27 protein-coding genes and 1 tRNA gene are annotated in these 24,722 nt (G+C 52.6%); 7 read left to right on the top strand and 21 right to left on the bottom strand.

The features are described 5' to 3' along the window. Positions 1-4 precede the first annotated feature (4 nt). Positions 5-694 carry an FKBP-type peptidyl-prolyl cis-trans isomerase gene (locus PSCS_RS14615; protein ID WP_068812986.1) on the bottom strand — a complete coding sequence of 230 codons (690 nt, stop codon included), beginning with the start codon at positions 692-694 and terminating at the stop codon, positions 5-7. 172 nt (positions 695-866) lie between these two features. Between PSCS_RS14615 and PSCS_RS14620 the strand changes: the two genes are divergently transcribed. Beyond that, the gene (locus PSCS_RS14620; RefSeq protein WP_068812988.1) at positions 867-1,370 is read left to right on the top strand and encodes a leucine-rich repeat domain-containing protein; all 504 of its coding nucleotides are present in this window, start codon (positions 867-869) and stop codon (positions 1,368-1,370) included. Here PSCS_RS14620 and miaE read toward each other — a convergent pair. The 5 genes from miaE to PSCS_RS14645 form a co-directional block, all read right to left on the bottom strand. Further along, complete coding sequence (miaE, locus tag PSCS_RS14625; RefSeq protein ID WP_068812990.1) at positions 1,341-2,000, bottom strand: tRNA-(ms[2]io[6]A)-hydroxylase; 660 nt, start codon at positions 1,998-2,000, stop codon at positions 1,341-1,343. The two genes, PSCS_RS14620 and miaE, sit on opposite strands and share 30 nt — an antisense overlap. 14 nt (positions 2,001-2,014) lie before the next feature. Beyond that, complete coding sequence (gene bamC / locus PSCS_RS14630) at positions 2,015-3,079, bottom strand: outer membrane protein assembly factor BamC (RefSeq protein WP_068812992.1); 1,065 nt, start codon at positions 3,077-3,079, stop codon at positions 2,015-2,017. 13 nt (positions 3,080-3,092) lie between these two features. Beyond that, positions 3,093-3,968, bottom strand: coding sequence for a 4-hydroxy-tetrahydrodipicolinate synthase (dapA, locus tag PSCS_RS14635; protein WP_068812994.1), 876 nt, complete (start codon positions 3,966-3,968; stop codon positions 3,093-3,095). Between the two features lie 107 nt (positions 3,969-4,075). After that, positions 4,076-5,146, bottom strand: coding sequence for an AI-2E family transporter (locus tag PSCS_RS14640; protein WP_068812996.1), 1,071 nt, complete (start codon positions 5,144-5,146; stop codon positions 4,076-4,078). A gap of 5 nt (positions 5,147-5,151) precedes the next feature. Beyond that, positions 5,152-5,388 (bottom strand): sulfurtransferase TusA family protein, encoded by a 237-nt coding sequence (locus tag PSCS_RS14645; RefSeq protein ID WP_068812998.1) that lies wholly within the window; start codon positions 5,386-5,388, stop codon positions 5,152-5,154. A gap of 151 nt (positions 5,389-5,539) precedes the next feature. Here PSCS_RS14645 and PSCS_RS14650 point away from each other — a divergent pair, with 151 nt between their 5' ends. Next, positions 5,540-7,102: a M48 family metalloprotease gene (locus PSCS_RS14650; RefSeq protein WP_082866761.1), complete on the top strand. Its 1,563-nt coding sequence runs from the start codon at positions 5,540-5,542 to the stop codon at positions 7,100-7,102. Between the two features lie 51 nt (positions 7,103-7,153). Here PSCS_RS14650 and nadA read toward each other — a convergent pair whose 3' ends face one another. The 15 genes from nadA to PSCS_RS14725 all read right to left on the bottom strand — a co-directional run bounded on the left by nadA (position 7,154) and on the right by PSCS_RS14725 (position 19,653). After that, on the bottom strand, positions 7,154-8,206 hold the full coding sequence (gene nadA / locus PSCS_RS14655; protein ID WP_068813277.1) for a quinolinate synthase NadA: 1,053 nt from the start codon (positions 8,204-8,206) through the stop codon (positions 7,154-7,156). Between the two features lie 436 nt (positions 8,207-8,642). Continuing rightward, positions 8,643-8,717, bottom strand: a tRNA-Lys gene (locus tag PSCS_RS14660). 80 nt (positions 8,718-8,797) lie between these two features. After that, positions 8,798-9,484 carry a 7-cyano-7-deazaguanine synthase QueC gene (gene queC / locus PSCS_RS14665; RefSeq protein WP_068813000.1) on the bottom strand — a complete coding sequence of 229 codons (687 nt, stop codon included), beginning with the start codon at positions 9,482-9,484 and terminating at the stop codon, positions 8,798-8,800. A gap of 58 nt (positions 9,485-9,542) precedes the next feature. Continuing rightward, complete coding sequence (gene queE, locus PSCS_RS14670) at positions 9,543-10,184, bottom strand: 7-carboxy-7-deazaguanine synthase QueE (protein ID WP_068813002.1); 642 nt, start codon at positions 10,182-10,184, stop codon at positions 9,543-9,545. An 8-nt stretch (positions 10,185-10,192) separates the two neighbouring features. Next, positions 10,193-11,098 carry a tol-pal system protein YbgF gene (ybgF, locus tag PSCS_RS14675; protein WP_068813004.1) on the bottom strand — a complete coding sequence of 302 codons (906 nt, stop codon included), beginning with the start codon at positions 11,096-11,098 and terminating at the stop codon, positions 10,193-10,195. Positions 11,099-11,105: 7 nt separating this feature from the next. Further along, on the bottom strand, positions 11,106-11,651 hold the full coding sequence (pal, locus tag PSCS_RS14680; protein WP_229694619.1) for a peptidoglycan-associated lipoprotein Pal: 546 nt from the start codon (positions 11,649-11,651) through the stop codon (positions 11,106-11,108). Between the two features lie 49 nt (positions 11,652-11,700). Next, entirely contained in the window at positions 11,701-13,008 is a 1,308-nt protein-coding gene (gene tolB, locus PSCS_RS14685; RefSeq protein WP_068813006.1) for a Tol-Pal system beta propeller repeat protein TolB, read from the bottom strand. Next, positions 13,008-13,844: a cell envelope integrity protein TolA gene (gene tolA / locus PSCS_RS14690; RefSeq protein ID WP_068813008.1), complete on the bottom strand. Its 837-nt coding sequence runs from the start codon at positions 13,842-13,844 to the stop codon at positions 13,008-13,010. The genes tolB and tolA overlap by 1 nt, the downstream gene beginning before the upstream one ends. A gap of 4 nt (positions 13,845-13,848) precedes the next feature. Beyond that, the gene (locus PSCS_RS14695; RefSeq protein WP_068813009.1) at positions 13,849-14,283 is read right to left on the bottom strand and encodes a biopolymer transporter ExbD; all 435 of its coding nucleotides are present in this window, start codon (positions 14,281-14,283) and stop codon (positions 13,849-13,851) included. Between the two features lie 30 nt (positions 14,284-14,313). Beyond that, positions 14,314-15,006: a protein TolQ gene (gene tolQ / locus PSCS_RS14700; protein ID WP_082866763.1), complete on the bottom strand. Its 693-nt coding sequence runs from the start codon at positions 15,004-15,006 to the stop codon at positions 14,314-14,316. Between the two features lie 116 nt (positions 15,007-15,122). Continuing rightward, on the bottom strand, positions 15,123-16,148 hold the full coding sequence (ruvB, locus tag PSCS_RS14705; RefSeq protein ID WP_068813011.1) for a Holliday junction branch migration DNA helicase RuvB: 1,026 nt from the start codon (positions 16,146-16,148) through the stop codon (positions 15,123-15,125). A 64-nt stretch (positions 16,149-16,212) separates the two neighbouring features. After that, positions 16,213-16,848 carry a Holliday junction branch migration protein RuvA gene (gene ruvA, locus PSCS_RS14710; protein ID WP_068813013.1) on the bottom strand — a complete coding sequence of 212 codons (636 nt, stop codon included), beginning with the start codon at positions 16,846-16,848 and terminating at the stop codon, positions 16,213-16,215. A gap of 73 nt (positions 16,849-16,921) precedes the next feature. After that, a complete protein-coding gene (ruvC, locus tag PSCS_RS14715; RefSeq protein WP_068813015.1) occupies positions 16,922-17,443 on the bottom strand; it encodes a crossover junction endodeoxyribonuclease RuvC in 522 nt (173 codons plus the stop codon). A 42-nt stretch (positions 17,444-17,485) separates the two neighbouring features. Continuing rightward, on the bottom strand, positions 17,486-19,267 hold the full coding sequence (aspS, locus tag PSCS_RS14720) for an aspartate--tRNA ligase (protein ID WP_317621819.1): 1,782 nt from the start codon (positions 19,265-19,267) through the stop codon (positions 17,486-17,488). A 101-nt stretch (positions 19,268-19,368) separates the two neighbouring features. After that, positions 19,369-19,653, bottom strand: a complete 285-nt coding sequence (locus PSCS_RS14725; protein WP_068813019.1) for an FmdB family zinc ribbon protein — start codon at positions 19,651-19,653, stop codon at positions 19,369-19,371. A gap of 418 nt (positions 19,654-20,071) precedes the next feature. Between PSCS_RS14725 and PSCS_RS14730 the strand changes: the two genes are divergently transcribed. From PSCS_RS14730 to wrbA, 5 genes are all read left to right on the top strand, one after another. After that, a complete protein-coding gene (locus tag PSCS_RS14730; protein WP_068813021.1) occupies positions 20,072-20,437 on the top strand; it encodes an HU family DNA-binding protein in 366 nt (121 codons plus the stop codon). 106 nt (positions 20,438-20,543) lie between these two features. Next, positions 20,544-22,283, top strand: coding sequence for a proline--tRNA ligase (locus PSCS_RS14735; protein WP_068813023.1), 1,740 nt, complete (start codon positions 20,544-20,546; stop codon positions 22,281-22,283). A 65-nt stretch (positions 22,284-22,348) separates the two neighbouring features. After that, positions 22,349-23,752, top strand: a complete 1,404-nt coding sequence (locus PSCS_RS14740; RefSeq protein WP_068813025.1) for a YihY/virulence factor BrkB family protein — start codon at positions 22,349-22,351, stop codon at positions 23,750-23,752. After that, positions 23,749-24,111 (top strand): arsenate reductase (glutaredoxin), encoded by a 363-nt coding sequence (gene arsC, locus PSCS_RS14745; protein ID WP_068813026.1) that lies wholly within the window; start codon positions 23,749-23,751, stop codon positions 24,109-24,111. Before PSCS_RS14740 ends, arsC begins: the two co-directional genes overlap by 4 nt. Then, positions 24,111-24,722, top strand: a complete 612-nt coding sequence (gene wrbA / locus PSCS_RS14750; protein ID WP_068813028.1) for an NAD(P)H:quinone oxidoreductase — start codon at positions 24,111-24,113, stop codon at positions 24,720-24,722. Before arsC ends, wrbA begins: the two co-directional genes overlap by 1 nt.

A 24,722-nucleotide genomic window follows, 5' to 3' on the forward strand; every position in this document is an offset into this window, starting at 1 on the left:
ACAATTACTGGCTAACCACTTCCAGCAGTTCGACATCAAACACCAGGGCGGCAAATGGCGGGATAGGACCCTGACCATTTTGGCCGTAGGCCAGCTCAGAAGGAATGTAGAAACGGTATTTGTCACCGGTCTCCATCAGCTGCAGGCCTTCTGTCCAGCCAGGAATGACCTGGTTCAGGGCAAACTCAGTTGGCTCGCCGCGCTCAATTGAGCTGTCAAACACGTCACCATTGCTGAGACGGCCTTCGTAATGAGCCAACACAGTGTCTGTCTCTGCAGGTGATACGCCACCATCACCTTCTTCCAGCACTTCGTATTGCAACCCTGAGTCTGTCACCATGACACCGTCGCGCTGAGCATTTTGCTCCAGAAAAGCCATGGATTCGGCGCGAGCAGCTTCCACCTGAGCCTGTTGCTCGGCAACCATTTGCTGCTGAAACGCCTGTAAGGCGGCCATGATTTGCTCCTGCGAAAGCTGGACATTGTCTTCCAGGCTGTCTTGCAGGCCCTGCATGAAGATTTCTACATCAACATCCTGCGCCAAACCTTGCTGCATTAAACCCTGACCGATGTTAACGCCGATAGAATATGAAATTTGAGAATCCTGGTCAGTCAGGTCCTGTGCCTGCACGGCAGTACCCAGCATCATTGAAGAAACAGCCAGAGACAGGCCAGCAGCGCGTAAGTAACTCATATAATTTTCCTGTTTTGCATCAAGTATTGCATTAATAAGGCGAATAAAATGTTCGCACGCAGTCTAAACTGAACTGGCAGGTAATTTCCAGTGCCACCCAAGTGGCGCATTGCCTGCTACCCGGGCTTCCGCTATGCTCGCTGTTTCAACCTGTCGCTCAGGATGGAGTTTTATGAGCAAATTAGGCCTCACGCTGGCTATCATCTTCCTTTCAGTAAGCTGCACAAGACAGTTTGCGGTCAGTGTTAACAACAATGTGCTTTATGATCCACGCCCCAACAGCGTGGTCATGGTGGAAGACCCAGGCCTGCAGAGCTGCATCAATCTGGCTCTGGAACAACAAGGCGGCGGCGACCCGGCCAGCATCCGCATCCTGACCTGCCCCTATCTGGAAATTGTCAGCCTGTCCGGCATTTTTGTTCTGGAAAACCTGCAGTATCTCGACTTGTCAGGTAACCAGGTTGAAAATTTCGACCCATTGATGCGGTTATCCCGGCTAAGTTCGATCAATGCGCCGGAGAACAACCTCAAAGACATTGGTGGCGTGCTTGATATCCCCAGCCTGACATCGGCAGTATTGACAGGGAATAACAATATTCCCTGTGACCAGCTTGATGATTTACAGGAGCGGTTGAACAGCAGCCTGCTAAGACCCGAAAGCTGTCGGCGCTCCTGAACTAATAGCGACCGGCACACCACTATGGAAGCGGAAACACTCATCCGGGGATTCAATCAGACTTTTCTCACGTGCCAGGTAGAAAGCCACCCTGGCGTCAACATCCTCACCTGGCATGGCGTATTGATGCGCTAAAGACAGGTAATCCTGAAAATGTCTGGCCTCTGAACGCAGCAGGCTACGGTAGTATTTTGCCAGCGTCTCATCCAGGCGCGGTGCCAGGGCATAAAAACGCTCACAGGATCGTGCCTCAACAATGGCCCCGATAATCAGGCTGTCTATCAGCGCACCATGGCGATCCGTACGCATTCCTTCTCGCAAGGCCCCCGCATAGCGGGATGGACCAATTCGTTCGTAATCAATATCTCGCTCACGCATCAGGTTAACAACCTGCTCGAAATGCAGCAGCTCCTCACGCGCTAACTGAGACATTTTGATTAGCAGGTCACTGCGATCGACATAGCGATACATAAGCGTCATCGCATTGGAGGCCGCTTTTTTCTCGCAATTGGCGTGATCCATTAACAGGAGAGGTAATTGCCGGACGGCTTCGTCCAGCCAGGCTGCTGGCGTTTCGCAAGGCAAAAACGCCAGCAGCTCTTCTATGGCACTGCGATCCCATTTACTCATGTTCGGCAGCGGTATCAGACCAGATTATCGTTCAGCGTGCGGATCAACAGATCCTGCTGATAAGGTGCTGGTTCGCCATCCACAACTCGGGCACGAACCGTGACACCCGTACTGGTTTCAACCAGGTCAATCTCGAAGGTGCGTTCCTCAATCTCATCATCACCACCAAAGAGGCGGGAGAAGAAACCAGGTTCATCACCATCTTCTGTACCCGTGAAGACAACCTGCATGGTCGCCGCATCGCGATCAGACCCGACCACTTCAATGCCGGCATTATTCAGCGATTGGGTAACCTGACTCCAGGCCCGCTCCGGATCAATACGCAAATCCAGTCGGGTATCGCCGCTGCGGGTGGCATCAATACTGGCTTTGCCCTGCACTTCTATGCTGCCGGCCAGCATGGAAACTGACGACCCACGATAAATGTCGGTCCGATCGGCCAGATACTGTGAAATGGATACCAGGAAGGTCGCTTCGCGTTCAATATTGGTGGAATCTTCCGGCCAGGTGATCGGCATGCCTTCAATGCTGCTGCCATCATCACTGGTTTGCAGCACATAAACTTCGGAGTTACCGGCATGCAGGCCGGGCTCAACCCAGACCCGATAGCGGTTGCGCAGATCGCTGTCTGCTTCCGGTACCCAGGTGGTTTCCATGATGCCACTTTCCGGGTCATCAATAGCTAACTGAATGCCTTCCGACACAAAGTAGTCACGCAATCGGGGCCATACCTGGCCAGGGGTTGCACCAAGCACAATCCAGGCACGATCACCAAAACGTTGAATAACCACCTCGGTTCTGACGCGGGTATCAATTGGCTTAGGCGGTGGCGGCGTTTCGTACAATGCCCTTTCGCCAGGAGCCTCCGGCGGAATGTAGTACAGATCATCAATCGTGAAACTGTCCAGATCCGACGGTATATTCATTGGCTCTGTCATTTCCGCCTGCAGGTATTCGCCCTGACGATCACGGAACATGCCATCTTCACCGGTCAATCCCAGCCAGGAACATCCCGGCATGATCAGCAACATGGCCGATACAGAAACAAAGCGGCAAAGGCTCGGCGTAACTACTTTCATATTGACCCCTTGCTTAGTCCAGTCCGGCGTGTCGAATCGCTTCACGCACCGGTATGTGATAGGCCTCGTTCAGCGGAACCAGTGGCAAACGAATACCGTTTTGAATATGCCCCAGTTCAGCCAGCGCCCATTTCACAGGTACCGGGTTCGCTTCCAGGAATAAGGAATTATGCAGACCGGCCAACCTGGCATTGAGCAGACTGGCTTTTTCCTGTTCACCCGCCAGTGCCAGACGACACATCTCATGCATTTGTGCAGGCGCCACATTGGCTGTCACCGAAATATCGCCTTTACCTCCGGCCAGGATCAGATCCAGAGCAGTGGCATCATCACCACTGTAAATAGCAATCCGGTCAGCACACAGACTGATAACCTGCTTGCCACGATCGAGGTCACCGGTGGCTTCTTTCAGGCCGATAATCCGTTCATGATCAGCCAGACGTGCCACCGTCTCCGGCAGAAGGTCACAACCTGTCCGCGATGGGACATTGTAAAGAATCTGCGGGATATCGACTTCATTGGCGATACGCATGAAGTGCTGATACAGCCCTTCCTGGCTCGGCTTGTTATAGTAAGGGGTCACCAGCAGCGCAGCGTCAGCACCCTCTTCTTTAGCGGCTTTGGTGTAATAAATCGCTTCTTCCGTCGAATTCGAGCCTGTCCCGGCGATCACCGGAATCCTGCCACGTACTGCCTTAATACTCCGGGCAATCACAGCACAATGCTCTTCCATCGTGAGTGTCGGAGACTCACCTGTGGTACCTACCACGACAACAGCGTCAGTGCCGCTGTCTACATGCCACTCCAGTAACCGATCCAACGCCTCAAAATCCAGATCCCCATTGGGGTGCATCGGCGTGACAATGGCTACAATACTGCCCTGAATCATTCAATAACCTCAAACATATTTGGTGTCGCCAGGCTGTGGACTTTACCACATGGGCCTATTGACACAAAAATCTGACAACAAAAACCTGAACTGCGCAAAAAAACGCGTCACTCATTGTAGGATGTATCTTCGTAATGTGTTGGCCAGGCACTGATGATCGCCTTGATCAACGTTGCCAGCGGAATGGCGAAAAACACCCCGGCCAGCCCCCATAATCCGCCAAATACCAATACCGCTGCAATAATTGCCACCGGATGCAGATTGACCGTTTCCGAGAAAATAATAGGCACCAGCACATTGGCATCCAGCAGCTGGATGACGGTATAGACCGCTAATACGGTAAAAAATTCACTGCCCATGCCCCACTGCACGTAAGCGACCGCCATAACAGGTACCACAACCACGCCAACGCCAATGAACGGGACCACCACACTCAGCCCCATCAGAATGGCCAGCAGCAAGGTATAATTCATGCCCAGCACACTGAAGGCGATATAGCTGCTGCCACCGACAATCAGTATTTCCAGGAACTTGCCACGCACGTAGTTGGCGACCTGTAAATCCATCTCATCCCAGATCTTGCGCATCAGGGGCCGATGTCTTGGTAACAGGCCGGCCACCCAGTCGACCAGCACCCGCTTGTCTTTCATCATAAAGAACACCAGCACCGGCACCAGCACAATAAAAATAATCCAGGAAAAAATATTGGGAATGCTGGAAATGGATGTGGACACCACATATTGCCCGAGAATTGCCAGTTCGCTCCGGATACCGGCAATGAATTCCTGAATTTGCTGTTCGGACACCATGTTCGGGTAATTTTCCGGCAACACCATCAACAAGGCCTGCCCTTCGCTGATCAGCCTGGGCAACTCATTGATCAACCTGACTGACTGATTCCAGGCCTGCGGCAGGATCAATAGTAACAGCGCCATAAATGTGCTGATAAAAAAGGTGTAAACGATGACCACCGCCCCCAGATAAGGGACATTGAACCTGACCAGCGAATTGACCATGCCTTGGAGCAGGTAAGCAATAATCAGCGCTACAATCAGTGGTGCCAACGTCGACCCCAGCGTCAGCAACACCAGTAAGGCACCCAGCAGGATCAGGGTGAATATGACGGACTCTTCATCATGGAAGTAACGATCGAGAAAACCACGAAAGAAATTGCGCATGCGCGTTAACTGCCTTTGCGAATCCAATAACTGTATGTGCCGCCTTCTTTCTCAAAAGCGAGTATCTGGTGTCTGCTGTGCTCAACAAAGGCATGAAAATCGCGTTCCGAGCCTGGGTCAGTGGCAATCACTTTAAGCACCTGCTCCACGTCCAGTGCATTCAGCGCCAGTTTGGCCTTGAGCAGAGGCATGGGGCACTGCAGGCCGCTCACATCCAGTTCTTGATCAGTATTTATTTCCATGCCCGCATTCTAGCAAGCATTGCGCTGGGCGACTATATGACACTGACAAGGCTATGGAATTATTTATGCTAAGATGGGTCTAATAGTATGGAATAACATGGACACTCCATCATTACGTGGCGTGCGTCTTAAGTAAATCAGGCAGTAGATCTTGGCAGTTGAGACAGTGACAAACAAACCCGTCATGGCAGACAATCAACGAATGAACGGCTGCGGGACCCCCCGTAAAATCTCGCGCCTGGGCAAAATAACCTTCTCCATAGGGTTATGCACATCACTGGCATTGTCTTCGCTTTCCCCATTGACCCCGGCAGCTTTTGCACAAAGTGAGCTACCTACACTGGGTGATCGCATATCCGGCATTATCTCCCTGGATGAAGAATACAAGATGGGCCGCGAATTCCTGAAATCCGTGCGCCGTACGACCAGCACCATCAGCGACCCGCTGATCAACGATTTCGTGGTCAACTTCACCCATGATCTGGCGGTCCATAGTGACCTGCAGGACTACCGTCTGGCTTTCATTGTCATCGACAGCCAGGCTCTCAACGCGTTTGCGACTCCTGGCGGTGTCATAGGTGTCAACGGTGGCCTGTTTCTCAATGCGCAGACTGAGGACGAATTTGCCTCAGTGATCGCGCACGAAATTGCCCACGTCAGTCAACGGCATTTTGCCCGCAGTGTCGAGGACGCCCAACGACGCCGTATTCCCGAACTTGCGACCCTGCTGGCCAGCATCATTCTGATGGGCACAGGCTCGGATGCTGGACCGGCCGCTATCATGGCGGCCCAGGGCCGCTCCATCGAGAATCAGCTGCGTTTTTCACGTCAAAATGAAGCGGAGGCTGATCGCATTGGTCTGCGCACCATGGTCAATGCCGGTTACGACCCGGAAGGCATGGCCAGCCTGTTTGACCGGTTAATGGATTTGAGCCGCTTCAGCAGCAGGCCTCCCGAATTCCTGCTAAGTCACCCGCTCACTGAATCCCGTATTTCGGATGCCAGAAGCCGCGCCAACCGTATTCCCTTCCGGGATGCCACCACCGATTACACCACCAAAGAATACAACTTGATGCGCGCCCGGATTGAAGAGCATTACCAGTCCAACAAAGCAGACGCGATCACCGAGTTTTCCCGGCGGCTAAGCCAGGCAGAAGCACAGGCTGAGAAGGATGTCGCCAGGTATGCACTGGCACTGGCTTACTCATCCGATGATCAGCATGAGAAAGCACTGGAGGAAATAGATACCCTGCTGGCCAGGGAGTCTAACCGTATTACCTATCTGGTCTCGCGGGCTGAAATATTGATAGATGCTCGACGCGCTGATGAGGCCTATCATTTTCTGCAGCGCCCGTTGCTGGTCAACCCGGACAATTATCCGTTATTGATGGCACGAGCAGACTCTCTTATCGCTCAGCGAAATTATACTGAGGCTGTCACCGTGCTTGATAAAATGGCTCAACTTCGCCCTGAAGATCACAACCTATGGTATCTCATTGCAGAGACACAAGGGCAGGCAGGCGATATCAGCAAAGTACACCAGGCTCGTGCGGAATACTTTATGCTGGTAGGCGACTATCGTAGCGCACGCGAACAGATTCGCTACGCACTGCGCATTGAAGAAGATAAAGACAGTAATTTCCCGCTGATCAGCCGGCTGCGCCAGAAACTCAAAGAAGTCGAGGAACTGGAACGCGAAGCCAGGCAAAGCTAAAACTGCCTGGCTTGGCAGGACTGTATCACCTGCCCCGGTTAATCATTTCGTTCAAGCCTTGCCTTTAACTGCAATCTGCTTCTGCTGAGAGAAGTCCAGCATGCGACGCAGCGGCTTCATGGCCTGCTCTGCCAGCTCTTCATTGACATGCACTTCATTGTTCTCATTGAGCAACGTATCGTACATCGCTTCCAGCGAATTCATGCCCATCCAGGGGCAGCTCGCACAGCTTCGGCAGGTCGCATCATTGCCCGCTGTCGGCGCAATAATAAACTGCTTGTCAGGGGCCAGTTGCTGCATTTTATAAAAAATGCCTTGATCGGTAGCGACAATAAAGGTCTTGTCCGGTAAATCACAGGCAGCCTTGATCAACTGACTGGTCGAACCAACGACGTCAGCCATGCTCAGCACACTGGACGGTGACTCGGGGTGAGCCAGTATTTTTGCGTCCGGGTATAGCGCCTTCATATCAAACAGGCCTTTCGCCTTAAACTCTTCATGCACAATGCAGGCAGCATCCCAAAGCAACATATCGGCACCGGTTTTTTCTTCGATATAGCGACCGAGGTGACGATCAGGCGCCCAAAGAATTTTTTCGCCTCTGGCTTTCAGGTGCTCAATGACTTCCAGCGCTATGCTGGAAGTCACTACCCAGTCAGCTCGCGCTTTCACGGCGGCTGATGTATTAGCATAAACCACGACAGTGCGATCTGAATGCTCATCGCAGAACGGTGCAAACGTTTCTATGGGGCATGCTATATCCAGTGAACAGGTTGCTTCCAACGTCGGCATCAGGACTTTCTTTTCCGGACTGAGGATACTGGCCGTCTCCCCCATAAAACGCACGCCGGCAACCACCAGCAGATCGGCGTCACAATCACGACCAAAACGTGCCATTTCCAGGGAGTCTGCTACGATACCGCCGGTTTCTTCAGCCAGCGCCTGAATCTCCGGATCAGTATAGTAATGTGCTACCAGAACGGCCCGCTTCTCCTGAAGCAGGGTTTTGATTTTGCTGCGCAGACCCTCTCGCTGATCGGCATCCAGCGACGTCTGGTGTGGCACTGTTGCCAGATAGTCTCTGACCAGTTGCGTGTCCGCCATTAATCGTTCTTCATTTGCCGATTTGTCATTCATCATGTGTCACTGCCTCGTCATTGGACAGCAAATGATACCATGCCAATGAAAGTTTGATTAATTCTCAGGACAGTAGACCGGGCTGGCAGGCGATTTATCTCATCAACTTGACAACTTGTTGTCAGCAGTAGCTCTGTTTTTCCGATAAATGGGAATGCCATCCACTTAAGAGGCCTCTCGGGGCATCATGTTTGTTAAGCAGGACCTTATGCGGACAAGGATGTCCGCAGAGAGCCAGCAGGGATGCTTTCACGGCGTGTCCTGCGTACAAACATGATGCCCCGAGAGGCCGGTGATAGATGTTCGGATACTAACGGGTAAAGGAAGGAATAATTTATTCTTCCGGTTAATTTTCCGGTAGTTATTTTTGTTAGCGGGTGCTAACTGGTATAGAAAGGATTAGTGGTGGGGCGTGATGGATTCGAACCATCGACCAATTGGTTAAAAGCCAACTGCTCTACCACTGAGCTAACGCCCCAAAAGAGAGTGCGCATCATACTACGCGAGAAAAAAAACTCAAGTATTTTTGCAAAAAAACTACCAAAAAAGGGTATTTTTCTAGTGCGGTGCCTGAAAGTACCGTGTCGGATCTTCAACACCTGCATCGACAAACCCTTTGCGGCGCAAACGACAACTGTCACAACGCCCACAGGCTCGCCCTTCTCCGTCCGCCTGATAACAGGATACTGTTAAGCCATAGTCCACTCCGCTATCAACCCCGCAGCGGATGATGTCGGCCTTACTCATGTTTATCAACGGCGCCTCGATACTGATTGCATGTCCTTCAACACCGGCTCGTGTCGCCAGGTTGGCCATGCGCTCAAAGGCGCCGATAAAGTCAGGACGGCAATCGGGATAGCCTGAGTAATCCAGCGCATTAACGCCGATGAAGATAGCAGAGGCATCTAGTACTTCCGCCCAGCCCAGCGCATAAGAGAGAAATACTGTATTACGGGCCGGTACATAGGTCACAGGAATCTCGTCTGGACTGCCTTCCTCTTCAGGGACATCCAGACTGGTATCCGTTAAAGCAGAGCCACCCAATTGGCCCATGCCCAACGGAATCACCAGGTGCTGTTCCACTTCCATGGCGGCAACCAGACGCCTGGCTGCATCCAGTTCACTGTTAGCGCGCTGACCGTAATCAAAACTGATTGCATAACAGGTATACCCCTGCTCTCTGGCAATTGCCAGGCAGGTTGCGGAATCCAGTCCGCCGGAGACGAGAATGACTGCTTTTTTCATGCGTGGAAGACTTGCTTGTGCATTGATGGATTGGTGGATTAAATGGATATCCGGTCAATCAGTGGCCGGGCTCATCACCCCAAATAAATTTATGCAATTGTAACTGCATTCTTACCGCCAGGCGATCAGTGAGGATCCACTCAGCCAGATCTTTTGCTGTTACCTGGGCAAAAGACGGTGAAAACAGGATTTCGTCTACACGACTGCGCAGGTCATACTGGTCCATCTTCGCCTTGGCCCAGTCATAATCGCGCCGGTCACAGATAACAAACTTTACCTGATCCTTCAGCTTCAGGTGCGTGATGTTGGACATCAGGTTGCGATCACATTCATTCGACCCAGGCGTCTTCAGATCCATGACCACGCTGACTCGCGGATCAACACTGGCAATATCCATTGCCCCACTGGTTTCGATAGAAACTTCAAAACCGGCATCGCAAAGCTCCCGCAGCAATACCAGGCAGTTAGGCTGGGCTAAAGGCTCGCCTCCTGTTACACAGACATGTCTTGCGCCGTTGTTCTTTACTGTCGCCAGGATATCAGTAATCGCCATCTGACTGCCTTCATGAAAGGCATATTCAGTATCACAATACCCACAGCGCAGCGGACAACCGGTAAGGCGGACGAAAGTGGTAGGTAAACCCACTGTGCGGCTTTCACCCTGCAACGAGTGAAAAATTTCGTTGATTCGGAGATTCACGGACGGTATCAGAGAGTGCGCAAGTAGATGTCGGCAAGATTGGCAGCCGACGTATTGGGGAAGCGGGTGCGGACATCCTGCAGCATCTGCCGGGCTCGTGAACTGTCACCCAAACGGTGATAAACCGTACCCAGTGAGTACATGGCATCCTCTATTTTGCGGCCATCCGGATAGTTATTAACAATTGCCTCAAAAGCACTGCGTGCCTGTTCAAACTGAGACAAATTGACATATGCCTGACCTTGCCAGTAATAAGCATTGGTCACAAACCGGCCATCCGGGTATTGTGCAAGATACTGATCAAATTCGGCGATAGAGCGCTGATAGGCTTCCTCCTGCAGGAGGGAGTCCAGGGCTCTTTCATACAGCTGCTGTTCGGTCATGATACCCGGGGCTGGCACCACCGGTGTGTTATTGCCTGAGACAACACCATTTGTGGCCAACTGGGTGCTGCTACTGCCCGCGCTCGCAGAAGACGAGGCAGATGCTGCCGCATTACCATTGTTCAGACCACTGGTATTAAAACCACTGGCGGCACTGGTATTGCTGGCAGTGTTAGTTGTCGGTGAAGCTGACGGGTTACCCGTCATGGCGGCAGTATTCGCACTGGCTGGCAAATTACCGGAAGAAGGTGGCAACGCAGCCGAAGCTGCATTGCCAGACTCCACATCCTGGTACAGTGTGCTGATCCGACCATCCAGATCAGTATAACGATCGAGCGAATCCTGCTGTAAGCGACGCAACTCGTAGCCCTGCTCTTCTACCATGCCACGCAGTGTCTGCACTTCTTCGCGCAGTGATCTGACCTGCTCAAGCAGCAAATTCAGGGCGTCGTTATTCGGCTGGGCACCAGCTGCAGGCATAAATGCTGCAGCCGACACACATAGCGATAACACTGTCAGGTGTTTTTTCATACTTCAATTAGCCTGCTGGCTGAATCTCTACACGACGATTCTGGCGATAAGCATTTTCAGTCTGTCCACGAACGGCAGGACGCTCTTCACCATAGCTGACGGTTTCGATCTGGTTACGGGATGCACCATTCACAATCAGAAAATCACGAATGCTGTTGGCACGACGCTCGCCCAGGGCCAGGTTGTACTCTCGTGTACCACGCTCATCTGCATGACCTTCCAGGCGGATGCTGCTACTGGGGTTTGAAGCCAGATTGCGTGCATGATAAACCAGTGTTTCACGATCAGCAGCTTTAAACTCTGCTACGTCAAAGTCAAAGTAGAATACAGTTGTATTCAACGCCGCTTCTTCACGACGCTCTTCTTCCATGCGCTCGCGCTCCAGTCGCTCCTGCTCCATACGTGCTGCACGAGCGGCCGCCGACTCACCTGAAGACTCCTGGGCGACCGGGGCAGTCGGTTCGGTCTCACTTGTCGAGCTACAAGCAGCTAATCCAATCAGCGCCAAAGCAAATGTTGTTGTTTTAATTACGTTAGTCAGTTGCGTACCCAATGTAGTGTCCTCCAATAGACAAACTAGCAAAAAAGATTCGTTGATTGCCCTAGTTTAGATACGGGGACCAGGCTGGTTCCCGCACATCGCCCTGCGAAGATGGTAAACGGAACTTGACGCGCCCGTCAATGGAGACCGCGTCCAACACCCCTTGTCCGTTGTAGGTAGTGCCAAACATGATCATGCTTCCGTTCGGTGCTACGCTGGGAGATTCGTCCAGTGCCGTGTCAGTCAGCGTAATAACGCGACCTGTTTCCAGGTTCATTACCGCAATACTGTAGCTGTTGTCCTGCCGTGTCTCGCGACGAACGTGAACCAGGTTCACGCCATCCGGCAGGTACTGCCCTTTGGCACAATAAAAACAATCAAATGTCAGACGCTCCGGGAAACCTCCCCCGTTAACATTCGCCTGATACACCTGAGGCTGACCGGTTCGGTCAGAGGTGAAAATCACATTCTGGCCGTCCAGCGTCCATGAAGGCTCTGTCTCGGCACGCGGATGATCGGTCAATTGAATCATCTCATCCGTTTGTAAATCAAGCACATAGATATCAGGACTGCCATCTTTGGACAGTACCATGGCCAGTTTACTGCCGTCGGGTGACCAGACAGGAGAACTGTTGATACCCGGGAAATTAGTGACCTGGCGGCGCTGGCCGGTAGTCAGGTTCTGTATGTAGATTCTTGGCAGGTCGGTCTCAAATGAAACATAGGCAATCTGGGAACCATCTGGTGACCAGGTAGGCGACATGATCGGTTCTGACGATTCCAGCAGAACCTGGGCACGACGGCCATCATAATCGGCGACATGCAGGCTGTAGACAGTGCTGCCAATAGCACCTTCAGCGGACACATATAGAATTTTGGTGGAAAACGCACCGCGACGGCCGGTTATTTCCTGATAGATCACGTCGCTGATTTCGTGAGCAATATCACGCAGTTGACTCATATCACCGGTCAACACTTCGCCGAGGATTTTGCGCTCCCGATTGATATCGAAGAACTCCCACTGCACCTGCACGGATTGTCCGCCTGCTATCTGACTGACCTTGCCCACCACCAGGTATTGCTGCGCCAGGATACGCCAGTCACGATAATAAACCTCACTTTCCTCGTTCGGCATGCTCAGCATGTTGGCTCTTGAGAGCGGCTGAAACTCACCCACTTGCCTGAGGTTGTTCGCAATGACCTGAGCCACGTCTTCACCTGGCGTACCTGCGCCGTCCCAACTGAAGGGCACAACCGCCACTGGAATCGGGTTATCGACACCGCGGGTGATTTCAATGTTCAATTCGGCAGCAGCGACATTGGTGCTTAACCAAAGCGCTAACCAGGCTGTACATATTAGGCGTAACATCAGTTCAACAAATCCTCCGGTCTGAATGTCAGCAGCAATGAGCGAAAATTCGCCTCAAAAAGCCTTGGGGGCATGCTGCTCAGCTCCCTGAATCGTCCTACGGCACGCACCGCATCTTCAGCGGCTCTGTCAAACGCCGCGTCGCCACTGGAGCGTACTATTTCCACATCAATCACATCGCCAGTCGGCACCAGGCGAATGCGTAGCACTGCCGTCATGCCATTTCTGGCACTGGGCGGTCTGGACCAGTTGCGTTGTACCAGGTCATGGATAATCGCTGTATAACCTGCTACCTGGTCCTGCGCTGCGGCTTGTGCTGCAGCCTGAGCTTCTGCCTGCCTGGCGGCTTCTTCAGCCTGCTGCTGACGAAGTGCTTCCTGGCGGGCAGCCTCTTCCTGGCGACGTTGTTCTTCCTGGCGTTGCTGGGCCAGGCGTTCCTGCTCTAATCGTTCTTGCCGTTCGCGCTCTTGTTGCACCTCACGCTCACGCTGCAACTGCGCCTGCCGCTCTGCTTCTGCTTCGCGCTGTGCTTCCGCTTCGGCCTGTTGCTGCGCTTCCTGCCTGGCAGCTTCTTCCTGGCGGCGCTGTTCCGCTTGCCGTTGTGCTTCCTGTTGTCGGGCTTCTTCCTGACGACGCTGCTCAGCCTGCTGCGCCTGCACCTGCTCATTACGCGCCTGCGGATTCTCCGCCACCAACTGGGCCTGAACCGACGGCGGCCGTACCAACTCTGCTGGCTCCGAACTGACCCGCTGCATCATCAATAAGGTGCCAATAATCAGCCCATGCAGCAACACGGCTAAAAAAACTGAAAAAGGATAACCGTTAAATGCCGTCACACGATCATTCCAGTGGTTTGGTAACCAGGTTGGGGCTGGTAATGCCAGCCGTGCGCAAAGCCTCCATCAAACTAATAAAGGGCCCGTAACTCGCCTGGGCATCCCCTTCCACAAATATCTGTATGCCGGGGTTCACTTCCACAATACGCGACACCTGATCACCGATCATGGCCAGCTCAACCGGTTGCTGCTCCTCGGCCGATGTCACACCCAGACTGATGTAATACTCATTCGCGGCCGTCAATTCAATCACCAGGGTTTCCGCATCTTCATCCACCTCCAGTGGCTCTGAAGACGCTTCCGGCAAATCAACCCGCAAACCCTGCGTCAATAGCGGTGCTGTCACCATAAACACGACCAGCAATACCAGCATGACATCAATAAAGGGGACAACATTGATTTCCCCTATCGGTTTACGTTTCTTACGGATGATATCCACGACTTATTCCAGTTTTGTGTCTGGTCGGGTTTATTTTTGATTGCCAAACACCTGACGATGCAGGATGCCGGCAAATTCCTCGGTAAACGTAATATAGTTACCCGTAATGGCATCCACCCGTGTTGAATAACGGTTATAAGCGACGTAAGCAGGAATCGCTGCAAACAGCCCCATGGCTGTTGCGATCAAGGCTTCTGCAATGGCCGGCGCCACTACCTGCAAAGACGCCTGCCCCTGACCTGCCAGTGCAATAAAAGAGTTCATGATGCCAATCACAGTACCAAACAGGCCGATATACGGGGACACAGATCCAACCGTCGCCAGGAATGGCAAATGCTTCTCCAGCTTCTCTTCCTCGCGAGAGTAGGCTACGCGCATGGCCCGTTGAGCTCCCGCCATAATGCCTTCGGCACTGACACCACCCTGCTGGCGAAGTCGCATAAATTCCTTGAAGCCGGCCCGGAAGATATTTTCCATGCCGCCAGTCGGTTTGTTATCTTTTTGCTGATTACTACCTTCCCGGTACAGCTGGCTAAGATCCATGCCAGACCAGAAACGCTTTTCAAAATTCCACATCCCCTGATCGGCACTGTTAAGCACAAGCAGGCGTTGAATAATCATGACCCAGGACACGATTGAGGCAAGCAACAAAATCAGCATGACCAGTTGCACGACAATCGTCGCTTCGAAAATCAGGGTCCAAACACTTAACTCATTCTGCACCAGGCAATCTCCAGTCTGGTTACGGGGCAAATTCGGTAGATTATAAAGCAGTGATACAACTTATCCTACTGCCGTCAATGACACAAGGCTGATCAAATATGTCCAAATTCTGACTATCATTCATGGCCCGGCACCGGCAATCCAAACTGCAGATAGGCGTGTGGAGTCACCATACGGCCTCTTGGCGTACGGATCAGAAAACCCTGCTGAATCAGGTAAGGTTCCAGGACATCTTCAATGGTGTCACGTTCCTCACTAATCGCGGCAGCCAGACTATCAACCCCCACCGGTCCGCCACCAAACTTCTCAATCAGTGTCATCAGTAAACGGCGATCCATGTGGTCAAAACCGTTATCATCAATACTCAGCATATCCAGCGCCTGACTGGCCACATCACGACTGATGGCGCCATCATGACGGACATCGCTGAAGTCACGGACCCGGCGCAGCAGGCGATTGGCAATTCTTGGCGTGCCACGGGAACGACGGGCGATTTCATGAGCACCGCCTTCATCCATGGCACAGGAAAGAATCCTGGCTGAGCGGGTGACAATTTCGCTTAACTGACTGGTGTCATAGAACTCCAGCCGCTGGATGATACCAAAGCGGTCTCTCAGGGGAGATGTCAGCAACCCCGCGCGAGTCGTTGCCCCGACCAGCGTAAACGGTGGCAACTCCAGTTTTATGGAACGGGCAGCCGGCCCTTCTCCGATCATGATATCGAGCTGGTAGTCTTCCATGGCCGGATAGAGAATTTCTTCAATGGCGGGACTCAGGCGGTGAATTTCATCAATGAACAACACATCCCCGTGCTCCAGATTGGTCAGCATGGCCGCAAGGTCGCCTGCTTTTTCCAATACCGGGCCAGATGTCGTTTTTATAGAAACGTCCAGCTCATTAGCAATAATATTAGCCAGTGTCGTCTTACCAAGCCCGGGCGGACCAAAAATCAGCGTATGATCCAGCGGTTCGTTGCGATTCCTGGCAGCACTGATGAAAATATCCATCTGCTGCTTCACATCATCCTGGCCGATATAATCAGTCAATGACAACGGCCGGATAGCACGGTCGACACTCTGTTCCTGCCCCCCTTCCGTTTCCGGGGAGATCAGACGCTGATTATCTTCCTCGATATAACTCATGTGATTCCCTGACACGATTTTGGTGCACAATATTTTCAATGCACGATTTCAATACGAGTTATTGCTATATAGCTCGCTGCAGTGCCAGCCTGATCAGCTCCTCACTGCGCACCACACCCGGATTATCTTTCTGAACCCGCACAATCATTTTAGTTGCCTCTGCGGGTCGGTATCCCAGCGCAATAAGCGCCGTTTCAGCCTCTTCAGCCAGTTGCCGGGCATCAGGTTGTGAGCTGCCTCCTGAGGCATTGCTGGCCGGACCTGCCGTGCCATCCCCGGCCACTGGCTCTGTCTGCCATTCCTTTAGCCGGTCCCGCATATCCAGCAATAAACGCTCTGCCGTTTTTTTACCAATCCCCGGTATGCGGGTCAACGCCGCTGCGTCACCTCGATTGACCAACAGAACAAACTCGTCTGCACTAACGCCAGAAAGAATAGCCAGAGCGACCTTGGGGCCGACACCATTGACTTTGATCAGGGCACGGAATAATTCACGCTCACTGGTACTGGCAAAACCGTACAGGAGCTGGGCATCCTCTCGCACCACCAGGTGCGTATGCAGCATAACGCCCTCACCGACCGCCGGTAACTGGTAGAAAGTACTCATCGGCGCCAGCACCTCATAACCAAGGCCCTGGATATCAACCAGCAGCTCCGGGGCCTGCTTCACCAGCAATTTACCTGTCAGTCGTCCAATCACATGTACACCTTATTATTCCTTTCCTGTTCGATTACGTGCGAACCCAACAATTAATCCCTGGCTGCCAATAAAATCAGCTACGAAAGCGACGCCGGCTGAACCCTCGCGCCGAGGCAATCTTTACCATACTGCTACGCGTATTGGCATGGCAAATCGCAATAGCCAGGGCATCGGCAGCATCAGACTGAAGCTTTCCCTGCAGACCCAGCAAAGCTCTGACCATATGCTGCACCTGCAACTTATCAGCAGAACCAGATCCGGTGACGGATTGTTTAACCGTGCGGGCGGGGTATTCAGCCAGCGGCAGATCGTGCTCAACGCAGGCCACCATGGCACTGCCCCGGGCCTGACCCAGCTTTAATGCTGAAGACACACTTTTACCCAAAAAGACTTCTTCAATGGCGCTTTCCTGAGGGGAATAACGCTCGATCACCTCGGTGATGCCACGAAAGATGGTGCGTAGCCGCTGTGGATGGGCACCAGGCTCAGGACGAATACAACCGCTGGCGACATAACGCAAGCGGTTGCCATCTACCTCGATAACCCCGAACCCGGTTGCCCGGGAACCGGGGTCAATACCCAGTATGAGGGTCATTGCTGACTCCTGAAAGGGTTGTCCAGCCTTACGCCGGGCAACTTAACTTTCTGCAGCGCCCGGTTTTTCGCGCAAACGAATATTCAACTCACGCAATTGTCGGTTTGAGACCGGCCCAGGGGCATCGGTCAACGGGCAGGATGCAGATTGTGTTTTCGGGAAAGCGATCACCTCCCGAATAGAGCTCGCGCCTGTCATCAACATGATCAGTCGATCCAGACCGAAGGCCAGGCCACCATGGGGCGGACAACCGGACGACAAAGCATTGAGCAGGAAGCCAAACTTCTCTTCCGCCTCTTCTTCGCCAATACCAAGCAGGTCGAAAACCGCCTGCTGCATATCAGGCTGATTAATACGGATCGAACCACCGCCCAGCTCAGTGCCGTTCAGCACCATGTCATAGGCGCGGGATAATGCCGTTGCCGGATTCTCACGCAATTCAGCAGGCGAACATTGTGGGGCAGTGAACGGGTGATGCAGCGCTGCCAGCGAGCCATCGCTGTTCTTCTCGAACATCGGGAAGTCGACGACCCACAGCGGCGCCCAACCTTCTTTGACCATACCCATATCGGCACCAGCCTTGAGACGCAATGCACCGATGGCTTCATTGACCACTGTGATCTTATCAGCGCCAAAGAATACGATGTCACCCGTCTGGGCACCGGCACGCTCAAGCACCTGCTGCACTACATCTTCCGGCATGAACTTGATGATCGGTGACTGCAGACCTTCCATACCGGCTGCCAGATCATTGACCTTGATCCAGGCCAGACCTTTGGCACCGTAAATACCGACAAATTTGGTGTAATCGTCAATCACCTTACGCGTCAGTGCAGCACCGCCTGGTACCCGCAAAGCCACTACCCGGCTTTCCGGGTCTTTCGCCGGACCGGCAAACACTTTGAAATCAACGCCGGCCATCAGATCAGCGACATCCGTGAATTCCATGTCGATACGCAGATCAGGCTTGTCGGAACCAAAGCGACGCATGGCTTCTTCCCAGGTCATACGGGGGAAGTCGCCAAGATCAACACTCAGGTATTTCTGGAAGATGTCTCGAATCATGCTTTCCGCAATCGACATGATATCGTCTTCCTCAAGAAAGGAAGTCTCAATATCGATCTGGGTAAATTCAGGCTGACGGTCAGCACGCAGGTCTTCATCGCGGAAACACTTGGCAATCTGGTAATACCGATCCATGCCCGCCACCATCAGGATCTGTTTAAACAGCTGGGGCGACTGTGGCAATGCAAAGAATTCACCGGGATGGGTGCGGCTCGGCACCAGGTAGTCACGAGCACCTTCCGGCGTCGCGCGCGTCAGGATCGGCGTTTCGATATCCAGAAAACCGTGCTCGTCCAGGAAGTTACGAATAGCGGTTGTCACTTTGGAGCGAAACCGCAGACGGTCGATCATCTCCGGGCGACGCAAATCGATATAACGGTGACGCAGGCGGACATCCTCACTGACGGAGGAATGCTCATCCAGTTGGAATGGAGGTGTTTTTGCCTGGCTCAGGATTTCCAGCTCATGCGCCAGCACTTCAATTTCGCCACTGGGCAGGTCTTTATTGACCGTCCCGTCAGGGCGCGCACGAACCCGACCGGTAACACGCACAACAAACTCATTGCGCAGGGTTTCAGCATCGGCAAACGTAGACTCCCGGTCCGGATCAAATACGATCTGAGCCAGTCCGTCGCGGTCCCGCAGATCCACGAAGATCACGCCCCCGTGATCGCGTCGTCGATGAACCCAACCACATAACGTTACGGTTTCATCGATCCTTTCTGCATTTAGCTGTCCGCAATAATGACTGCGCATAATCCGTCCTGTCTGTTTCTTAATCGATTGCTTTAAAGTGTGACTTATTTCTGTTTTTTCTGTTTTTTCTGTTTTTTCTGTTTTCTGCCCAGCTGTATCATTAACTAGCTGGCGGCTGCGTTGCTACCGCCTGGCTTGGCACTGCTGTTACTGCCGCTCGTATTCGAGCCTGCCGTTTTGGCATCCTGGGTACCGTGTTTCCGGTTACCCGTCTTGAAATCGGTTTCATACCAGCCAGTCCCTTTCAACCGGAAACTGGGTGCCGATATCTGCTTGGCAAGTTCTGGTTTGCCACAAGCCGGGCAGTCGCTGAGCGGTGCATCGCTCATACGCTGAATGGCTTCCAGTTGGTGCCCGCATGCCTTACATTGATAATCATAAATTGGCATAGTTGTAATTCATCCTCCGAAAAATCAACCCATACCCTGCTGTTGCGATCGTCAAATGCCGAAACGGAAAAGCAGATCCGCCGAAAAGCCGCCGATTATACCTCTTTTCTTAAAATTGATCATCTGAAAACCGGTACATTCCCGCATTATGTATAATTGCTGTGAGATTGAGCTCAAACCCTTACACATACACCGTTCCGGACACTTGCTAGAGGGCATTCAATCCTTTATAAATAGCTGGGTATAATGATTATAACAACAGCAAAGAACCTGACTCACAACAGGTCTTGAGCAATTGACCACAGACTATTGACCATAAACTAAGGTTGCGAACATGGGTATGGATCAGCCCCGTAACCGGCAATCGAAGTAAACGACCTGAATCAAACAGACAACAACCAGACTAACGGGAACTAGCATGGCAGCTTCAAAACCAGCAAGCAAAACTCCAGTAAAAAAGAAAACAGCAATTTCAGACAAGTACACTAAAGCCGCAATCCTCACCGAAATCGCCCAGAACACGGACCTGACCAAAAAACAGGTTGATGCTGTACTGGAAGAATTGGGTGTACTGATTGAGCGACACATCAAAAAACGCGGTGTCGGTGAATTCACCCTGCCAGGTCTGCTCAAGATCAAGGCAGTCAAAAAACCGGCTCAGCCTGCACGCAAGAATGTACCCAACCCATTCAAACCCGGCGAGTTCATGGATATCGCCCGCAAACCAGCCAGTACACGTGTCAAGATTTTACCGCTGAAAAAACTCAAAGAGTTCGCTCAGTAAACCAATCAAACCGCACGGACCACTGTGATACCCGGGCCCTGATCTGTCAGGGCGCGGGTATTTTGTCTTTACCCCACTCATTGTCACCGGAACCTATTGTAGACTCATGCGCACCAGTCAATATTTAATCGCCACCCTTCGGGAAACGCCTGCTGATGCAGAGATAGCCAGCCACCAATTAATGTTGAGAGCGGGTCTTATCCGCAAACTCGCCAGTGGGATGTACACCTGGCTCCCCGCCGGTCTGCGCGTACTGCAAAAGGTCAGCCAGATCGTCAGAGAAGAGATGAACCGTGCCGCCGCCATGGAAGTCTCGATGCCAGTCGTTCAGTCGGCAGAGCTTTGGCAAGAGTCAGGCCGCTGGGATCAGATGGGACCTGAGCTGCTTCGCTTCAAGGATCGACATGAGCGTGATTTCTGCCTGGGCCCGACTCACGAAGAAGTGATTACCGACCTGGTTCGCAACGAGTTCAATAGCTACAAGCAACTGCCGGTCAACTTCTACCAGATTCAAATGAAATTCCGCGATGAACGCCGACCCCGGTTCGGAGTGATGCGAGCGCGCGAATTCCTGATGAAAGACGCCTACTCTTTCCACATCAATGAAAGTTCGCTGGCTCAGACCTACGAGCTGATGTACCAGACATACAGCAATATTTTTCAGCGCCTCGGCCTCGATTTTCGGGCAGTGCTGGCCGATACCGGCAATATCGGTGGCAGCACCTCACATGAGTTCCATGTGCTGGCAGACTCTGGCGAGGATGAAATCGTGTTCAGCTCTGACAGTGATTATGCCGCCAACATCGAACTGGCTGATGGCATTCTGAGCGATGCCGATTTCAGCTGTGACGACACAGCAGAAGCACTGGAAGAAGTCGCTACAGGCGATGCACGCAGCATTGAAGATGTCGCAAACCTGTTGGCAGCTGACAAGCGGTCTCTGGTCAAAACACTGGTCATCAAAGCCGAAACCAGCGAAGCCAATCCGAAAGGGTTGATGGTATTGGTACTGCGCGGCGACCAGGAACTGAATCCCGTCAAGGCCGAAAAATTACCTGGCGTGCTATCACCAATGACCATGGCAACAGACGAAGAAATTTTCGCAGCGCTGGGCGCCAAACCTGGCAGCCTGGGCCCATGCGACTTGCAAGGCGTGCCTGTTGTTGCTGACAAAAGCGCAGCATCACTGCGAAATTTCATCTGTGGCGCAAACCGTGACGGCTACCATTTACGCAATGCCAACTGGGACCGTGACGCCAGTTACGAACAGGTATTTGACCTTCGCAAGGTTCGCGAAGGCGATGGTAGCCCCGACGGCAAGGGCACCCTGTCCATCAAACGCGGTATCGAAGTGGGACATATTTTCCAGCTGGGTACCAAATACAGCCAGGCCATGAACGCCTCGGTGCTGGATGAAAACGGCAAATCAGTGATGATGAACATGGGTTGTTACGGCATTGGTGTAAGCCGAATCGTGGCAGCAGCCATTGAACAGAACCACGATGAAAATGGCATTATCTGGCCCGATGCCATTGCCCCGTTTCAGGTCGCCATTGTGCCACTGAACGCGCACAAGTCAGAAAGCGTCATGCCGGTCAGTGAGGAACTGAAGTCTGCCCTGGAAGCAGCGGGCATCGATGTTATTCTCGATGACCGTGACCGAAAAACCAGTCCCGGAGTCAAATTTGCGGACATGGAGCTGATGGGAATTCCACACCGCCTGGTTGTTTCTGAACGGGGCCTGGAGAATGACCAGATTGAATACAAGGCACGCGGCGCCAGCGACCCCGAGTTACTGCCACGCAATGAAGTGGTCGAGATACTGAAAGCCAGACTGGCACAGTAACGGCTTCAAACCACGACAGCTGAGGCTGGTCATTTATGGCTGGCCTCAGCCAACCAGGGTGAACTATGCGAGTTCGATCAATCCAGGATATTCGAACCATCATCGACAGTTTCATCTGGCAGGATGATGATGCTGCTGGCTTTAACCAGTGGCAACGCGCCGGCATGAAAACATTGCGCATCATCTACGCCATCATTCGTGACATGACCGAAGGTCAGCTTTCCCTGCGCGCCATGAGCCTGGTGTATTACACCGTGATTGCTATTGTGCCGATGTTGGCACTGACTTTCTCGGTATTAAAAGGGCTCGGTGTACACAACTCGCTGGAGCCATTTCTGCTCGGAACCCTGGAGCCTTTCCTGGGCGAGTACGGCGCACAGATTACCAATAATGTCGTCAGCTTTGTCGACAATGTCCGGGTCGATGTTCTCAGCGTCGTCAGCCTGGGTGTACTGCTGTACACAGTACTGACCATGATGCAAAAAATAGAATTCACGTTCAACTACATCTGGTCAGTCTCACAGCCTCGCTCACTGGCCAACCGGGTCAGCGAATATCTTTTTGCCGTCATTGTCAGCCCGCTACTGATCCTGATTTCGGTTGGTATTGCCTCTTATGTCAACACCAACTTCTTTGTTCGCTACCTGGAAACTGTAACCTTTGGCGAACACTTTCTACGTGTCATGGCTGAGATAATGCCATTACTTTTTATGTCCCTGGCATTTGCTCTGGCTTTCAGCTTCATCCCTAACACGCGGGTCAAATTCAGCTCAGCTTTGCTCGGCGGCGTTGTCACAACCATTGCCTGGAAAACCATGGGCTGGGTATTCCAGAATTTCATTACGGTAAACTCTGCCAATGCGGTGATCTATGCTGCATTCTTCGCGGTTATTCTGGTCATGCTGTTTATTTATCTGGGCTGGCTAATGCTGATGATAGGTTCATCAGTGGCTTTTTATCATCAATACCCTTCCAAAGCCCGAAGCGGCCGAAAACCACTGGGGCTTAGCCAGCAAACCAAAGAAGAGCTGACACTAACCATCGCCATGTTGGTGGTAAAGCGCTTCCGCAAAAACCAGCCACCGTGGACACTGGAAGAACTGCACGCCTATACCCGGTTACCCCCACCCATGATCGAAGCTGCACTATCTTTATTGATAAGCATTAATTTCATCAGGACGACTGACGATCAGCCTCGCAGTTACCTGCCGGTGAATTCCGTAGAATCTGTCCGTATCAATGACATCCGGCACCGCTTACGCGAATACGCTCCTGACGGCCGGGATATCCGCCACCGCTGCCAGGAACAACGGGCAATGCATATGTTTCTGGACGAGTTTCATAAGGAATCCGATACCGAATTCGGACAAATGACTTTTGCCGAGCTACTTAAAGAAACGCCAAGCACCGCTGAAGGCAAAGCCATCAAAGAAAATCTGGACATAGACCTGCACAAGGACACACCATGACTGAATTTGTCATTTTTCATAATCCGCGCTGCTCAAAGTCGCGACAAACGTTAACGCTTTTGCAAAAAAATGGCATCGACCCAACCCAGCGCCTTTATCTTCAGGACCCGCCTGATGCAGAAACACTGCAAACGGTGTTGTCAGCCCTGGGAATATCAGCTCGCGAATTAATGCGCACGGGTGAGCCGGTTTACACAGAACTGGACTTGGCCGATGACAACCTGAGCGAAGCAGAGCTGATCGACGCCATGGCCAGCAATCCAATCCTGATAGAGCGACCTGTGGTGGTTTTCGGCGATCGCGCTGTGCTGGGCCGTCCCCCGGAAAATGTCCTCACCTTGATTGAGGAGCCTTCCTGATGGCTGTTGCCTCTCCTTACGTACTGGTGCTTTATTACAGTCGTCATGGTGCCACCGCCAAAATGGCCGAGCTGATAGCCAGTGGCATTGAATCGGCCAGCAATATGGAGGCGCGACTGAGAACCGTTCCCGCGGTCTCACCAGATACCACAGCCAGTCAACCCCCGGTACCAGAGGCAGGTGCGGTCTACTGCACGGAAGATGACCTGCGTCATTGTGCCGGCCTCGCTCTCGGCAGTCCGACCCGGTTTGGCAACATGGCAGCTGCGATGAAACACTTCTGGGACTCCACCGGATCCTTGTGGGCCACTGGTGCCTTAATCGATAAACCCGCAGTGACCTTCACATCCAGTTCCAGCATGCATGGCGGACAGGAGAGCACACTGCTTAGCATGATGCTGCCACTGCTCCATCATGGCATGGTAATAGGCGGTGTCCCGTACAGCACTCCCGCCCTGATGCGCACACAAAGTGGCGGCACGCCATATGGTCCCAGTCATGTGGCCGGTAATGACAGCAACTTGCCACTGAGTGATGACGAACAGGAAATCTGCCTGGCTACCGGCAAGCGACTTGGTAAACTGGCGCAACAATTACAGGAGTCTGTCTGA

Source organism: Pseudohongiella nitratireducens (genome assembly GCF_001642735.1).
In the GTDB taxonomy this organism is placed as follows: Bacteria; Pseudomonadota; Gammaproteobacteria; order Pseudomonadales; family Pseudohongiellaceae; genus Pseudohongiella; species Pseudohongiella nitratireducens.